The sequence below is a fragment of the Cellulosimicrobium funkei genome (genome assembly GCF_001019615.1).
Taxonomy (GTDB): Bacteria; Actinomycetota; Actinomycetes; order Actinomycetales; family Cellulomonadaceae; genus Cellulosimicrobium; species Cellulosimicrobium cellulans_E.
This window is the reverse complement of sequence record NZ_JNBQ01000047.1, coordinates 1-14915: the sequence shown is the minus strand read 5'-3', so window position 1 is coordinate 14915 and position 14915 is coordinate 1. Positions and strand designations below refer to the sequence as shown.

13 protein-coding genes and 1 riboswitch are annotated in these 14915 nt (G+C 75.7%); of the genes, 7 read left to right on the top strand and 6 right to left on the bottom strand.

Going from position 1 to position 14915, the window contains the following annotated elements; genetic code table 11:
* Positions 1-77 precede the first annotated feature (77 nt).
* Positions 78-1874 carry an aspartate--tRNA ligase gene (aspS, locus tag FB00_RS19125; protein WP_047234509.1) on the bottom strand — a complete coding sequence of 599 codons (1797 nt, stop codon included), beginning with the start codon at positions 1872-1874 and terminating at the stop codon, positions 78-80.
* Positions 1875-2080: 206 nt separating this feature from the next.
* Here aspS and FB00_RS19120 point away from each other — a divergent pair, with 206 nt between their 5' ends.
* Positions 2081-2548: a PPOX class F420-dependent oxidoreductase gene (locus tag FB00_RS19120; RefSeq protein ID WP_047234525.1), complete on the top strand. Its 468-nt coding sequence runs from the start codon at positions 2081-2083 to the stop codon at positions 2546-2548.
* On the opposite strand, the gene FB00_RS19115 is transcribed toward FB00_RS19120, so the two are convergent.
* On the bottom strand, positions 2490-3092 hold the full coding sequence (locus FB00_RS19115; RefSeq protein WP_047234508.1) for a hypothetical protein: 603 nt from the start codon (positions 3090-3092) through the stop codon (positions 2490-2492). The two genes, FB00_RS19120 and FB00_RS19115, sit on opposite strands and share 59 nt — an antisense overlap.
* A gap of 188 nt (positions 3093-3280) precedes the next feature.
* Between FB00_RS19115 and FB00_RS19110 the strand changes: the two genes are divergently transcribed.
* Complete coding sequence (locus FB00_RS19110) at positions 3281-3607, top strand: hypothetical protein (protein ID WP_047234507.1); 327 nt, start codon at positions 3281-3283, stop codon at positions 3605-3607.
* A 70-nt stretch (positions 3608-3677) separates the two neighbouring features.
* Here the strand turns inward: FB00_RS19110 and FB00_RS19105 are convergent, their stop codons facing one another.
* The gene (locus FB00_RS19105; protein ID WP_047234506.1) at positions 3678-5339 is read right to left on the bottom strand and encodes an Rv2578c family radical SAM protein; all 1662 of its coding nucleotides are present in this window, start codon (positions 5337-5339) and stop codon (positions 3678-3680) included.
* A 197-nt stretch (positions 5340-5536) separates the two neighbouring features.
* Positions 5537-5656, top strand: a riboswitch (TPP riboswitch).
* Between the two features lie 110 nt (positions 5657-5766).
* Here FB00_RS19105 and FB00_RS19100 point away from each other — a divergent pair.
* Genes FB00_RS19100 through FB00_RS19090 form a run of 3 tightly spaced genes read left to right on the top strand, consistent with a single transcriptional unit; the run spans position 5767 to position 9081 of the window.
* A complete protein-coding gene (locus tag FB00_RS19100; RefSeq protein WP_082141523.1) occupies positions 5767-6474 on the top strand; it encodes an ECF transporter S component in 708 nt (235 codons plus the stop codon).
* Positions 6467-8296, top strand: coding sequence for an ABC transporter ATP-binding protein (locus FB00_RS19095; RefSeq protein WP_052877793.1), 1830 nt, complete (start codon positions 6467-6469; stop codon positions 8294-8296). Before FB00_RS19100 ends, FB00_RS19095 begins: the two co-directional genes overlap by 8 nt.
* Positions 8293-9081 carry an energy-coupling factor transporter transmembrane component T family protein gene (locus FB00_RS19090; RefSeq protein WP_052877792.1) on the top strand — a complete coding sequence of 263 codons (789 nt, stop codon included), beginning with the start codon at positions 8293-8295 and terminating at the stop codon, positions 9079-9081. The genes FB00_RS19095 and FB00_RS19090 overlap by 4 nt, the downstream gene beginning before the upstream one ends.
* A 30-nt stretch (positions 9082-9111) precedes the next feature.
* Here the strand turns inward: FB00_RS19090 and FB00_RS19085 are convergent, their stop codons facing one another.
* The 3 genes from FB00_RS19085 to FB00_RS19075 all read right to left on the bottom strand — a co-directional run bounded on the left by FB00_RS19085 (position 9112) and on the right by FB00_RS19075 (position 12071).
* A complete protein-coding gene (locus tag FB00_RS19085; protein WP_047234505.1) occupies positions 9112-9780 on the bottom strand; it encodes a M23 family metallopeptidase in 669 nt (222 codons plus the stop codon).
* A 43-nt stretch (positions 9781-9823) separates the two neighbouring features.
* Entirely contained in the window at positions 9824-11212 is a 1389-nt protein-coding gene (hisS, locus tag FB00_RS19080; RefSeq protein ID WP_047234504.1) for a histidine--tRNA ligase, read from the bottom strand.
* 73 nt (positions 11213-11285) lie between these two features.
* A complete protein-coding gene (locus FB00_RS19075; protein ID WP_331386755.1) occupies positions 11286-12071 on the bottom strand; it encodes an MBL fold metallo-hydrolase in 786 nt (261 codons plus the stop codon).
* Positions 12072-12282: 211 nt separating this feature from the next.
* Here FB00_RS19075 and FB00_RS19070 point away from each other — a divergent pair, with 211 nt between their 5' ends.
* The gene (locus FB00_RS19070; RefSeq protein WP_047234503.1) at positions 12283-13035 is read left to right on the top strand and encodes a peptidylprolyl isomerase; all 753 of its coding nucleotides are present in this window, start codon (positions 12283-12285) and stop codon (positions 13033-13035) included.
* Entirely contained in the window at positions 13032-14906 is a 1875-nt protein-coding gene (locus FB00_RS19065) for a DUF349 domain-containing protein (RefSeq protein ID WP_082141520.1), read from the top strand. Before FB00_RS19070 ends, FB00_RS19065 begins: the two co-directional genes overlap by 4 nt.
* Positions 14907-14915: the final 9 nt, after the last annotated feature.

Genomic DNA, 14915 nt, shown 5'->3' with positions numbered 1-14915 from the left:
ACCACGACCACCCACGGGCCTGGACGCGCCGAGGGCGTGCCCCCGGACGGGTGGCACGCCCTCGGCAGAGACCGGGGTCAGGCGTCGTCGCGCTCCTGGCCGTCGCGGGCCGGGGATGCGGGCTCCGCGTCGACGCCCGCCTCCTTGCGCTGCTCGGGCGTGATCGGCGCCGGGGCCTGCGTGAGCGGGTCGAACCCGCCACCCGACTTCGGGAACGCGATGACGTCGCGGATCGAGTCCGACTTCGTCAGCAGCGCGACGATGCGGTCCCAGCCGAACGCGATCCCGCCGTGCGGCGGCGCGCCGAACTTGAACGCGTCGAGGAGGAAGCCGAACTTCTCCTGAGCCTCCTCGGGCCCGATGCCCATGACGTCGAACACGCGCTCCTGCACGTCGCGGCGGTGGATACGGATCGAGCCGCCGCCGATCTCGTTGCCGTTGCACACGATGTCGTACGCGTAGGCGAGCGCCTCGCCCGGGTTCTGCTCGAACGTGTCGACCCAGTCGGGGGTGGGCGACGTGAACGCGTGGTGCACGGCGGTCCAGGCCGAGTGACCGAGGTCGACGTCGTCGTCCTCGCCCGTCGGCTTGAACAGCGGCGCGTCGACGATCCAGACGAACGCCCAGGCGTCCTCGTCGATGGCACCCGTGCGCTTCGCGATCTCCTGGCGCGCGGCACCGAGCAGCGCGCGCGAGTCCGACGTCTTGCCCGCGGCGAAGAACACCGCGTCGCCCGGCTGCGCGCCGGTCGCGTCACGCAGGCCCTCGCGCTCGGCGTCGGACAGGTTCTTGGCGACCGGACCGGCGAGCGTCCCGTCCTCCTGGAACGTGACGTACGCGAGCCCGCGGGCGCCGCGCTGCTTGGCCCACTCCTGCCAGGCGTCGAACTGGCGGCGCGGCTGCGAGGCCCCGCCCGCCATGACGACGGCGCCCACGTACTCCGCCTGGAACACGCGGAACGGCGTGTCCTTGAAGTAGTCCGTGAGCTCGACGAGGGGGTTGCCGAAGCGCAGGTCGGGCTTGTCCGACCCGTAGAGGCGCATGGCGTCGTGGAACGTCATGCGCGGGATCGGCGTCGGGATCGTGTACCCGATCAGCTCCCACAGCGCGACGAGGATCTTCTCCGCGAGGGCGATGACGTCGTCCTGCTCGACGAAGCTCATCTCGACGTCGAGCTGCGTGAACTCGGGCTGGCGGTCGGCGCGGAAGTCCTCGTCGCGGTAGCAGCGTGCGATCTGGTAGTAGCGCTCCATGCCCGCGACCATGAGCAGCTGCTTGAAGAGCTGCGGCGACTGCGGCAGCGCGTACCAGGAACCGGGCGCGAGGCGCGCGGGCACGAGGAAGTCGCGCGCGCCCTCGGGCGTCGAGCGCGTGAGGGTCGGCGTCTCAATCTCGACGAACTCCTCGGCGTCGAGCACGCGGCGCGCGGCCTGGTTGACCTTGGCGCGCAGGCGCAGCGCGTGCGCGGGGGCGGGACGGCGCAGGTCGAGGTAACGGTGCTTGAGACGCGCCTCCTCGCCGATCGTCTCGGTGTCCGCGAGCGCCGTGGAGACCTGGAACGGCAGCGCCTCGGACGTGTTGAGCACGACGACGTCGCTCGCGACGACCTCGATCTCGCCCGTCGGCAGGGACGGGTTCTCGTTGCCGTCGGGGCGGCGCGAGACCTCGCCGGTCACCTGGAGGACGAACTCGTTGCGCAGCGGGTGCGCGACGGCCTCGTCGCGGATGACGACCTGGGCGATCCCGGAGGCGTCCCGCAGGTCGATGAAGGCGACGCCGCCGTGATCGCGCCGACGGTCGACCCAGCCCGTGAGGGTGACGGTCTGACCGGTGTGCTCGGCCCGCAGTGAGCCGGCCGTTCGGGTGCGCAGCACGGAGGGTTCCTTCCAGGTGGGCGGTGGGGGTCGCGCTCCCGGGGGCGGGCGCGCGTCCGGACGAGTCTAGTGCGGGCGGGCGGGCGGCTCGACCGGATACCGTGGCGGTGCCGCCGCGCCGCCAGGGCGCCGACCGCGTCGCGCGTCCGGGCCGGCGCACCGGCGTGCGCCGATCGGCCCGCCGTCCGCACGAGGAGGGTGACCCCGTGGCACGCACCATCGCGACGAACCGGCGCGTCGAGCGCGACGAGCTCGAGCAGTTCCTGCGGTCCCGGCACGACGGCGTCCTGGTCACGACGCGCGCCGACGGCCGACCCCAGCTCAGCCCGGTGACGTACGGGGTCGACGACGCGGGCCGGATCGTGGTGTCGACGTACCCGGAGCGCGCGAAGGCCGTCAACGTGCGCCGCGACCCGCGCGCGTCGCTGCTCTCGCTGGGCGAGCGCTTCTCCGACCCGTGGGTGCAGGTCGACGGCGAGGCCGAGGTGATCGACCTGCCCGAGTCCGTCGAGCCGCTCGTCGACTACTACCGATCCATCAGCGGGGAGCACCCCGACTGGGACGAGTACCGCGCCGCGATGGTCACGCAGGGCAAGTCGCTCGTGCGCCTGACGATCACGCGCTGGGGCCCGGTCGCGACGGGCGGGTTCCCGGCACGCCTCGCGGAGGCCTGACGAGCTCGTCGAGCAGCCATCTCGTGCTGACATCGACCGCGAACCACGTGGACGGGCGCTCCACGTCCAGCACCGACCAGGCGACGGCGGCGTGCACGACGCACTCCTCCCCGGGCTCCAGCCCCGGAAGACTCCAGAAGACTCCCCGTGCCCGGTCGAGGGCTCCGGTGCTCACCAGCCCGTCGTTCTCCCACTCGGCCGTGCCGGGCCGGTACGGCACGCACGCCCACCAGCGCGCGAGCAGGTCGGCGGATCGGGACCGCAGCCGCAGCGACTCCTCGTCGTCACCGCCGATCGTCAGCTCCGTCGTGCCGTCGTCGATCGAGACGGCGCACAGGTACTGCCCCTCGTCGGCCGCCGCAGAGCACGAGGCGGGGACCTGGTCGAGCCCGGCGCTGAGCCGGAACGGGGCGAGGCGACCGCGAGCGCGCACGTGCCAGACCGCGCCCCATGCCGCGAGGAGCGGCGGGTAGCCCTCGGGGACGGTCCCGTCGAACGGGCCGCAGACGAGGCGGACGTCGGCGATCTCGCCGGCGCTGCGCACGGCACGAGCGCCAGGGCTCAGGGGCTCTGGCTCCGCGCCCACGTCGCCGAGAGGCAGCCCTTCGGTGTGGAACCGGACGGCCCCGAACGGAGTCGCTACCGACGGCCATCGCGGCCGAGGCGCGTGGTCGGGGCCTCCGCGCGGGCTCTCGTCCGGACTGCTCACGCCGCGAGCGTAGGGTGCGACGCGTGACGGTGAAGGCGAACGTGACCCTGTGCGTCCTGCTGTGGCCCACGGAGGGCAACGCCGACCTGTTGCGCGAGTACGAGGACGACGTCCTCGCGCTGGTGCCGGTCTACGGCGGCCGCGTGCTGTCGCGCGTGCGCGCACTGCCCGGCCAGGACGCGGCGCTGCCGACCGAGGTCCAGGTCATCGAGATGCCCGACGACGACGCGCTCGCCGCGTACCTGGCCGACCCCGCCCGCGTGGCGCTGGCCGACGTCCGGGACCGGGTCGTGGCACGGACGGACATCGTCCGGGTCGGTGCCGTCCCGCACGGCGACCGGACCTCCTGAGCCGCGCACAGGGCGCGCCATGGGTAGCGGCGTCGCCCGGTCGGCGTCTCGCGTGGCCCTCCACGCCGGGTCAGAACAGGACCTGCTCCACTCCCCCGCCGACGACGTCCAGGCCCCCGCCGTCGACCGGCATGCCCGCGAGGGCGCCGTCGTGACCGGGCCCGTCGGGCTCCGGGGACGTCCCCGCGAGGCTCCCGGCCGGGTAGGCGCCGTCCGTCGGCGGCCCCGCATCATGGTGACGGTCGCCGAGACCGCCGAGCTCGCCCCGGCGGTAGCGACCCTCGACGCCCGCGGGACCGCGGTGCCCGGAGACCGCGAAGCCGCGCGCCTCGAGCATCGGGCGCACGCGGTCCCACAGCCACGACCGGTAGGCCTTCGAGGCGTACGTGCCGCGCGCGTAGACGCGCTCGTACCCGGGCACGAGCTGCGGGTGCTCGCGCGCGAGCCAGCCCATGTACCACTCGCGCGTGCCGGGCTTGAGGTGCAGGGGCAGGACGGTGACGCCCGTCGCGCCGGCGTCCTTCACCGCGTCGAGCAGGTCGGTGAGCGCGCGGGTCGAGTCGGTCAGCCAGGGCAGCACGGGCGCGACCATGACCCCGCACGGGAGCCCCGCCTCGCGGACGGCCCGGATGAGGTCGAGCCGGGCGCGGGGCGACGGGGTGCCCGGCTCGACGCTCGCCTGGAGCGCCGGGTCGAGGAGCGCGAGCGAGACGCCGATCCCGACCTCGACGCGCGAGGCGGCGTCGACGAGCAGCGGCAGGTCGCGGCGCAGCAGCGTCCCCTTGGTGAGGACGGACAGCGGCGTGCCGGACCCTGCGAGGGCGTCGATGATGCCGGGCATGAGCCGGTAGCGGCCCTCGGCCCGCTGGTAGGGGTCGGTGTTGGTCCCGAGCGCGACCGCCTCGCGGCCCCACGACCGCCGGCCGAGCTCGGCGCGCAGCACGTCGTCGACGTTGACCTTGACCACGACCTCGCGGTCGAAGTCCTCGCCCGCGTCCAGGTCCAGGTACTCGTGGGTGGGCCGCGCGAAGCAGTTGTGGCTCACGACCCCCGCCGCGACGAAGTCGCGCGTGCCGGTCGTGATGTCGACGAGCTCGGTCTCCTTCCCCGGCCCGTCGAGGGCTTCCAGCGAGTCGACGCGCAGTGCGTCGCCGCCGGTGACGTCGCGCCCCTCGAGCGCGGCACCCTCGTGAGCGAGCGCCGCGGCGCCCGGGCCGACGAGCACGTCGCCGAGCGCGAGGTGGGCGCGGCGGCCCGGGCCGCCGACGACGTGGCGCCAGCCGCGCTCCGTGAGGAACCGATGGTCGCCGCTCGCGACGAGCCGCGTGCCGTCCGCGAGGGTCACGCGGTACGCGCGCTTGCGGGTGGTCCAGCGGTCGAGCACACGCGTGCGTACGTACCGCCGGTACGCGCCGTGCGGCGCGGTCCCCAGGATCTCGTCGCCGACACGCAGCTCGCCGATCGGGCGCTGGGTGCCGTCGGCCAGGAGCACGGGGGTCGACGGGGCGAGGCAGTAGGAGCACGCATGGCTGCAGCCCCGGTACGGGTTGACCGTCCAGCGGAACGGCATGCGCGACATCGCCGGGACCCTGGACAGCGCGCTCTTGGCAGTCACCTCGTGGAACGTGATCCCCGCGAACTCGGGCGTGCGCACGCTGCGCACGAGGCCGACGCGCTCCAGCCCGGGGAGCGCGCCGTCGTCCGCGCCGAGCGCCTGTCCGTCCCATCTCACCCGGATATTCGAACAGGTGTTCGATCGCGAGTCAAGGTCGCCGAGGTCGGGCGTGCGCCGCTCGGTCGGCGTCCGGAGCGGCCCACGCCGTGAGGAGCCCCAGGTTCGCGAGCGGGACGTGGTGACCGGTCCCGCACCGTCCCGCGGGCTGAGACACCGGGATTGTCGAGAGCGCACGGAGGCCCTAGGGTCGGGGCCGAACGCCCCCGGGGAGCGCACGAGCGCTGAGAGTGCAGGCCGGACACCCGTCCCTCCTGCAGACCCGTGGAACCTGATCTGGTTCGTACCAGCGAAGGGAGCAGGGCCGACGTCACCGTCCCCTGCGCGCTCGTGCCCGCGCGCCCCGCGCCCGGGCCGTGCGTGCGGGCCGAGGCGGTGGCGTGCCGTCGTGCACCCTTCGCCCCGGGGGCCCGACGGAGGGATCCGCATGGCCGAGCCCCGCACCACCCCGCAGCAGACGACCCCGAGCGCCGCCCCCGGGGCGGCCGTCGGGACGACCGACGACCCGACCACCGGGACGACGGGACGCGCGCGCCCGGCGACGCCCCGGCGTGCCGTGCGCCGCCGGGGCCTGACCCTGCACGAGACGGTGCTCATCGCCGTCCTCGGGGTCGTCTTCGGGTTCGTGTACTGGGCGTTCGTGCAGCTCTGGGCCCCCTTGCAGCTCGCGATGGGCCCGCTCGCGGACCTCGCCGCGAACGTCCTCGCGGGCGCGTGGATCGTCGTCGGACCGCTGGCCACGTACATCGTGCGCAAGCCGGGCGTCGGCATCCTCGCCGAGACCCTGGCCGCGCTCGTCGAGGTCGTCTTCCTCGCCTCCCCCGCCGGGCCGCTCCTGCTCCTCGTGGGCCTGGTCCAGGGCCTCGGCGCCGAGCTGCCGTTCGCGCTCACGCGCTACCGCCGGTTCGGCTGGTGGGTGTTCGTCGCGTGCGGCGTGAGCGCCGCGCTCGTCACGTTCGCCTTCAACGCCGTGCGCTTCGGCTGGCTCGGGCAGGACTACGCGATGCTCCGGCTGGGGGTCCAGGTCGTGTCGTGCGTCGTGCTGTGCGGCCTCACGGCCCGCCTCCTGGGTGACGCGCTCGCCCGCACCGGCGCCCTCGACGCCTTCGCGATCGGCGCGGCCCGCCGTGGCTGAGCGCGCCGCCTCCGGCACGCCCGAGGCCGCCCCGCCCGACGCCGTCACGGCCGACGACCTGACCGTGCACCTCGCGCACGACGGCGCCCGGGTGCTCGACGACGTCGACGTCTCCGTCCCGGCCGGGACCAGCCTGCTGGTGCTCGGCCCGTCCGGGTGCGGCAAGTCGACCTTCCTGCGCGCGCTCGTCGGCGTCGTCCCGCACACGCTCCCGGGCACCGTCGCGGGCGGGCTGCGCGTGGCCGGGCTCGACCCGCGCGACGTGCCGCCGCCCGTGCTCGCCGCCCGCGTGGGCCTCGTCCAGCAGCGGCCCGGCGACCAGCTCTGCCTGGCACGCGTGGACGAGGAGCTGCGGTTCGCGCTCGAGAACCGCGGCGCCGATCCCCGCACCATGGACGACCGCGCGGCCAGCGCGCTCGCCGCGGTCGGCGCCGCGCACCTGCACGACCGCCCGACCCACGCCCTGTCGGGCGGCGAGGCGCAGCGCGTCGCGGTCGCCGCTGCGCTCGTCGCCGACCCGGAGCTCGTCGTCCTCGACGAGCCCACCGCGCTCCTGGACCCCGCCGCCGCCCACGAGGTCGGGTCGCTCGTCGCCGGCCTCGCCCGGACACCCGGGCCCGACGGCGAGGGGGCGCCCGCCAGGCTCCCCCACCGCTCCGTCGTGCTCGTCGAGCACCGCCTGGACGACCTGGGGGCGCTCCCCGGCGCCACCCTGGTGCTGGACCGTGAGGGCCGGGTCGTCGCGCACGGCCCCACGCACCGCGTCCTGCGCGAGCACCCGCGCGACCTCGCCGACCTGGGGTGCTGGCTGCCGCTCGCTGTCCGCCTGGAACAGGCGGGCGCCCCCGGGCCGCTCGGCTCGCCCGAGACCGACGACTGGCTGGTCGACCTCGTGCGAGCCTCGCCCGTGCGCTCGACGACCACGCACCGGCCTCTGGACGCGACCCCGGCAGCAGCGCGCCCGGTCGTGCTCCGGGCGCGCGGGCTCGCCGTCCACCGGGGCGGCCTCGGCGCGGGACGCACCCGCCGGGGCGAGCGCCCCGTCGTGCGCGACGTCGACCTCGACGTCCGCGCGGGCGAGGTGCTCGCCGTCGTCGGGCCCAACGGGGGCGGCAAGTCGACGCTCCTGCGCGGCCTGGCGGGGCTCGAGCGCACCACGGGCGAGGTCGCGACCGCGACGGGCGATCCCGTCGCGATGGTCTTCCAGGACCCCGAGCACCAGCTCGTCGCGCGCACCGTGCGCGAGGAGGTCGCCTGGTCGGCGCGGCTCGCCCGCCTCGACGACGTCGACGCACGCGTCGCCCGGACCCTCGCCGCGTTCGGGCTCGCGCACCTCGCCGACGCCAACCCGTACCGGCTCTCGGGCGGCGAGCAGCGGCGCCTGTCTCTCGCGACGGCGACCGTGCTCGACCCGCCGGTCCTCCTCGCCGACGAACCGACGTTCGGCCTGGACCGTGCCCAGGCCCACGCGGCCGTCCGCGTGCTGCGGGGGCGTGCCGACGCGGGTGGCGCCGTGGTCGTCGTCTCGCACGACCTCTCGCTCGTCGCGGCGGTCGCCGACCGGGTGGCCGTGATCGTGGACGGCGCGCTCGCCACGGTCGCGGAGCCGTCCACGGTCCTCGCCGACGACGCGCTGTGCGCGCTCGCGGGCCTGCGCCGCCCACCGCTGCTCGACTGGTGGGCACGGACCGGCCGTGCGCGCGGCGTCGACCCGGGCGCGCTCGTGCGAGCGCTCGACACCGCGTGCGACGCCGTCGCGCGCGACGGAGGGTCGGGCGCCCCGGAGCCCGGGTCGCTCGTCCCCGCGGAGGTGGCCCCGTGACCGCACGCTCTCCGTCCGTCCTCGAACTCTGGAACCCGACGGTGAAGCTCGCCACCGTGCTCCTCCTGTCCACCGGCGCGCTGCTCGTCACCGACCCGGTCACCCCTGCGACGGCCTGGCTGCTGACGGTCGCAGCCCTGCTCGCGCTCGGTCGTGTGCCGGTGCGCACGCTCGCGCTGGCCCACGTCCCGTTCGGGGTCTTCGCGTCGAGCCTCCTCGTCGTCAACGTCGTCACCCGGCCGGGCGGCGACGACGTCGTGCTCGGGCCGCTCACGGTCGGCGCGGACGGGCTCACGATCGGTGCCGCGCTCGCCCTGCGCACGCTGTTCGTCGGGGCGCTGTCGCTCGTGCTCGTCCTCACGACCGACCCCGTGCGCCTCATGACGAGCCTGCACGAGCACGCCCGCCTCCCGGCGACCTGGACGTTCGCGGTGCTCGCCGCGCACCGGCTCCTCGTCGAGCTTCCCGACGCCTGGCACACGATCCGCTGCGCCCAGGCGGTGCGCGACCCGCGGCGACGTCGCGGCCGTCTCCCTCGCTCCCCGCGGTCGCTGGGCGCGGCAGCCTTCGCCCTCCTCGTCGGGGCGGTGCGCCGGTCCGAGCGGCTGACGGTCGCGCTCGAGTCGCGCGGCTTGGGCTCGGGCCCCCGGACGACGTCGCGCCCCGTGCCCCTGGGCGTGCCGGACGTCGTCGCGGCGGGCGCGGTGCTCGCCCTCGCCGGGGCGCTCGTCGCGGTCGGGGTGGTAGCGGGGTGGCTCAGGGGGATCGGCGCGCTCACCGCCTGAGGACGCCGCGGCGGGCGGACCCGGACCGCCTCAGGCGGGCTCGACCACCGCTCCCTCGACCGGGACCCCGAGTGCGACCGTGCCCGTCCGGCCGTCGCGGCCGTGCTCGCGGTAGTCGCGGAACGCCAGCGGCAGGCCGTGCGCGACGTGGGCGTCTGGACCGTCCATGACCTGGACGTGCACGTGCGGCTGCGTCGAGTTGCCCGAGTTCCCGCACCGGCCCACCACGTCGCCCGTCGTCAGCCGCTGTCCCGGACGCACCGCGACCGACCCACGCCGCAGGTGGGCGAGCACCACGAAGACCCCCGGCGCGTCGAGCGCGAGCACCACGTGGTTGCCCGCGAGCGCCGCGCCGCCCGCGCGTGCCCGGGACGCCTGCGTGAGCGCGTAGCCCAGCAGCGCGGACGGCGAGCGTCGGGCCTCGTGGTCGGGCTCGCCGTCGTGCACCGCGACGACGGCCCCGGGGGCGGGGGCGAGGACGGGCAGGCCGAACGCGAGGAACCGCTCCGGCGGCTCGGTGCCCAGGGCGGTGCGCCAGTCACGCACGTCCGCGGTGCGGCGGCCGCGGACCGCGACGAAGTCGATCGCGTACGTCGTGGCGAACAGGTGCGTCCCGTGGCTCGGGACGCGGCGTGCGGGACTGTTCTGCACGAGCCAGGTCCCGGTGAAGGGCAGCGCGAGCTCGACCGGTCCGGCCACGTGGCCTCCCCTCGCGCCGGGCGTGCGGACCACCGCCGTTCGGTCAGCCGGCCGCCGGCACCACGCGCGGGAAGCGGTCCTCGGCCGGCGGCTCCCACGTCGCGGGGTCGGCGTCCACCTGCTCGCCCGAGCGGATGTCCTTGACCTGGTCCGGCGAGCGCGTCCCGTCCTCCTCGAGGCGCCCCGGGAACCAGACGAACGGGATCCCGCGCCGGTCGGCGTAGCGGATCTGCTTGCCGAACTTGGCGGCGGCCGGCGCGACCTCGACCGGGACGCCCCGTGACCGCAGGGCAGACGCGACGGCGTCGGACGCGTCGCGCGTCTCCTCGCTCGTCACCGCGACGACGACGGCGCTCGGCACGGAGCGCGTCGCCCGGACCAGGCCCGCGGACAGCAGTCGCGAGACGAGGCGGGACACGCCGATCGACAGGCCGACGCCGGGATAGGTGTTCGCGCCGTCGGACGCGAGCGTGTCGTAGCGGCCGCCCGAGCAGATCGACCCGAGCTGCTCGTGACCCACGAGCACGGTCTCGTAGACGGAGCCCGTGTAGTAGTCGAGCCCGCGCGCGATCTTGAGGTCCGCGACGACGACGCCCGGTGCGCGCACGCTCGCGGCCTCGATCAGGGCGCCGAGCTCGCCGAGCCCGGTCTCGAGCAGGTCGCTCTCCACGCCGTGCCGGGACGCGAGCGCCCGCACGCGGTCGACGACGCCCGTGTCGCTGCCGCTGATCGCGGCGAGCGCGAGGCAGGCCTCGGCCTGCTCGGTCGTGGTGCCCGCCTCCGAGACGAGGAGCGCCGCCACCTTCTCGGGGCCGATCTTGTCGAGCTTGTCGATCTGACGCAGCACCTCGTCCACGGCGTCGATCCCCAGGCCGCGGTAGAAGCCCTCGGCGACGCGGCGGTTGTTCACCAGGACGCGGACCGCGGGGACGCCGATGTCGCGCAGCGCGCCGAGCGCCTCCGCCATGACGAGCGGCAGCTCGACCTCGTAGTGGTAGGGCAGCTCGCCCGCGCCGACGACGTCGATGTCCGCCTGGGTGAACTCCCGGAAGCGCCCGTCCTGGGGGCGCTCGCCGCGCCACACCTTCTGGATCTGGTAGCGCTTGAAGGGGAAGGCGAGGTGCCCGGCGTTCTCGAGCACGTAGCGCGCGAAGGGGACGGTGAGGTCGAAGTGCAGGCCGAGCTGCTTGTCGCCCCTGCTCGCGCCCTCCGTCTCTCCGGCCTCCTCCTGGAGGCGGCGAAGGACGTACACCTCCTTGGACGTCTCGCCCTTGCGCAGGAGCTGGTCGAGCGGCTCGACCGCGCGCGTCTCGATCCCGCCGAACCCGTGCAGCTCGAACACCCGGCGCAGGGTGTCGAGGACGTGCTGCTCGACGATCCGGCCGTCGGGGAGCCATTCGGGGAAACCGGAGAGGGGTGTGGGCCTGGCCATGGGTCAGATCTTCCCAGACACCGGCACGGAGGTCCGCATCGTCCGCCCGACGGACGCGCGCGCCCGGGGCGTGTCAGCCCGCGAGGAACGGGTTGGTCGCGAGCTCGCGCGCGACGGTGGTGGCGGGGCCGTGCCCTGGCAGCACGTCCCACGCGGGGTCGAGGCGCCCGACGACGTCGCGCAGCGTGCGGGCCATCGTCGCGCCGTCCCCGCCCGGCAGGTCCGTGCGACCGACGGACCCCGCGAAGAGGACGTCGCCGCTGAGCACGATCCCCGCGCCCGGCTCGCCCACGAGGTAGAGGGTCGACCCCTCGGTGTGGCCCGGTGCGCCGACCGCGCGCAGCACGACGTCGCCCCAGCGCAGCTCCCCCTCCTCGCCCGCGGCGAGGTCGAACGTCTCCACGCGCGCGGGCTCGCGGTAGTCCCCCGGACGGGCCCCGGCCGCGGCGAGCGCCGCGCCGAGCGGACCGGAGACGAGCGAGCGCTCGCCCCGGTCGCCGGTGGGCGAACCGTGCTCGAGGCTGCCGAACGGGTCGGCGAGCCGGTACGCGTCAGCGACGTGCAGGACGACGGGCACGTCGAACCGGTCGGCGAGCACCGCCGCGTCCCAGGTGTGGTCCACGTGCCCGTGGGTCGCGAGCACGGCCCGCGGCACGAGGCCGGCCGACGCGACGTGGGCGGCGACGTCGTCGGCGGTCCCCGCGCCCGGGTCGACCACCACGCAGTCGCCGCTCGGCGCGCTCACGACCGTGCAGTTGGTCCCGAAGACGGGCGCGACCACGACGTGCAGGGTCATCGCGAGGGCGCCCGACGCGTCGTCGGGCGGGGGCGACGGCGTCGTGCCGGAAGGTCGGTCCACGCGCCCGAGGGTAGCCCGCGGGGCGTCAGCGGGTCGCCGTCCGCGTGCTCGGGACCTGCGGGGCACCCGGCCGGTCGATACCGGACCGTGACCTGCGCACGGCAAATCCACCCGCCACCAGGGCGCTCGGTGCCTAGACTGTCCCCTACCGACCGCGGCCGCACCGGGGTCGACCGTGCGCGCCACGACGGCGCCGGACGAAGGAGCTGGGGTGTCGACGAAGAGTCGCGAGCGCGAGCAGGCGCGCCGTCGCGAGGAGAAGTGGGACCGTCACGTGGCCCAGCTCCGCGCGAAGCGCCAGCGGACCTGGTCGATCGTCGGCGTCGTCGCGGCGCTCGTGGTGATCGGCGTCGCCGTGTGGTGGGCGCTGTCCGCCACCCAGGCGCCGGGGACCGACGCAGGCGGCGACGGCACCGCGCCGTCCGCCTCCGGCGAGCACACGCTGCCTCCCGCCTCCGCCGCCGAGGGGCGCGACTGGACCTCGACGCTCACCACGAGCGCCGGCGACCTCACGCTCACGCTCGACGGCGCGGCGGCCCCGCAGGCCGTCGCGAGCTTCGTCTCCCTCGCGGAGTCCGGGTACTTCGACGGCACCTCGTGCCACCGCCTCACCACGTCGGGCATCTACGTGCTCCAGTGCGGCGACCCGACCGGCACGGGCACGGGCGACCCCGGCTACTCGTTCGGCCCCATCGAGAACGCCCCGTCCGACGACGTCTACCCGGCCGGGACCGTCGCCATGGCCCGCCAGGGCGGCGACGGCGAGTCGATGGGCTCCCAGTTCTTCCTCGTCTACGAGGACTCGACCATCCCGTCCGACGCGGCGGGTGGTTACACGGTGTTCGGCACCATCACGTCCGGCCTGGACGTCGTCCAGGCAGTCGCTGACGCGGGGACGCAGGACGGATCCGGCGACGGGTCCCCCGCCACCCCGGTCACCATCGAAGGAGTTGAGACCCAGTGAGCGATCCCGCCAAGGACCAGGCGAGCGCACCGGCACCGGAGCCCGCGGAGGCGAGCGAGACCGGACGGGTCGACGCGACAGACGTGGAGCCGACGGACGCCCCCGCCGCCACCGACGCGGCCGACGGGACCGCCGGCGCGACCGAGACCCCGGCCCCCGCTGACGAGGAGCCCACGGACGAGCCCGCCGCCGAGCAGCAGCCCGACGTCCCGGCCGAGCAGGCGACGGACGAGACCGCGACGGACACCGCGACGAGCGCGGAGGAGACCGCTCCGGACGTCGCCGAGCCCGTCACCGACGACGCGCCGGCGGCCGAGCCGACCGACGCGCCGACCGCCGAGGCGCAGGACTCCGAGACGCCCGCGACCGACGACCCGGCACCCGCGACGGACGCCGTCGCCGAGACGGCGGCCGTCGCCGAGGAGACCGTCGCCGAGGCCGAGGCCCCGGCGGCGCCGAAGCCCGCCGCACCGCGACCGGGCCCCCGCCCCAAGCCGTCCGCCGTGCCTCACCCGCCGCGCAAGCCCGCCCCGGCAGCCGCGGGCGCCCCGGCCGCTGCGGCGTCCGTGCCCGAGGTGCCCGCGGTCCCGGCGCTCTCCGACGACTCCGCGGCCGCGAAGGCCGCGGCCGAGTTCGGTCGCGTGGACGAGGACGGCACGGTCTACGTCCGCGAGAGCGCGGGCGAGCGCTCCGTGGGTCAGTTCCCCGGTGTCGACGCCGAGGAGGCGCTCGCGCTGTACGTGCGGCGCTACCTCGACCTCCAGGCGAAGGTCGCGCTCTTCGAGGCGCGCCTGACGAGCACCGACCTCTCGGTCAAGGAGATCGACCAGACGATCGCCCGGCTGACCGAGGAGACCGCCGAGCCGTCCGCGGTCGGCGACCTCGACGGCCTGCGCGCGCAGGTCGAGTCGCTGCGCGGAGCCGCGGCCGAGCGCCGCGGCCAGCTCGAGGCGGAGCGCGCCGCCGCCAAGGCGGCCGCTCTCGAGGCCCGGACCGAGATCATCGAGGCGGCCGAGAAGATCGCCGCGACCGACCCGAGCCGCATGCAGTGGCGGCCCGCCGGCGAGGAGCTGCGCGGCCTGCTCGACCGCTGGAAGGAGGCGCAGCGCTCCGGCCCGCGCATCGACCGGGCGAGCGAGGAGGCGCTCTGGAAGCGGTTCAGCCACGCGCGGACCGCGTTCGACCGCGAGCGCCGGCACTACTTCGCCGAGCTCGAGCAGCGCAACGCCTCCGCCAAGTCGGCCAAGGAGAAGCTCGTCGCCGAGGCCGAGGCGCTGTCGTCCAGCACCGACTGGGGACCGACGGCGGGCGCGTACCGCGACCTCATGGCGCGCTGGAAGGCCGCGGGTCGCGCGAGCCGCAAGGACGACGACGCGCTGTGGGCCCGGTTCCGCGCCGCGCAGGACACGTTCTTCCAGGCCCGTGACGCGGTGAACTCGGCCACCGACGCCGAGTACGCCGCCAACCTCGAGGTCAAGGAGGCGCTGCTGGCCGAGGCGGAGAAGCTCGTCCCGGTCAAGGACCTCGGTGCGGCCAAGGCCGCGCTGCGCGACCTCCAGGAGCGCTGGGAGGAGGCCGGGCGCGTGCCCCGCGGCGACCTGCAGCGCGTCGAGGGCCGCCTGCGCGCCGTCGAGAACGCCGTCCGCGACGCCGAGCAGGCGCAGTGGACGCGGACCAACCCTGAGACGCGGGCGCGCGCCGAGGGCGCCGCGGCGCAGCTCGAGTCCGCGATCGAGGGGCTCGAGGCGGACCTCGCGGCCGCGCAGGGCCGCGGCGACGCACGCGCGGTCAAGGATCTCGAGACCGCGCTGACCGCGCGTCGTGCGTGGCTCGAGCAGGTCGTGCGCGCGGCGGAGGACTCGCGCGGCTGACGCCGCCGT

Bases quoted from the DNA above. Each gene is read 5' to 3' on its own strand.
- FB00_RS19100 (WP_082141523.1), top strand. From the start codon at position 5,767: ATGGCCGAGCCCCGCACCACCCCGCAGCAGACGACCCCGAGCGCCGCC.
- hisS (WP_047234504.1), bottom strand. From the start codon at position 11,212: ATGGCCAGGCCCACACCCCTCTCCGGTTTCCCCGAATGGCTCCCCGAC.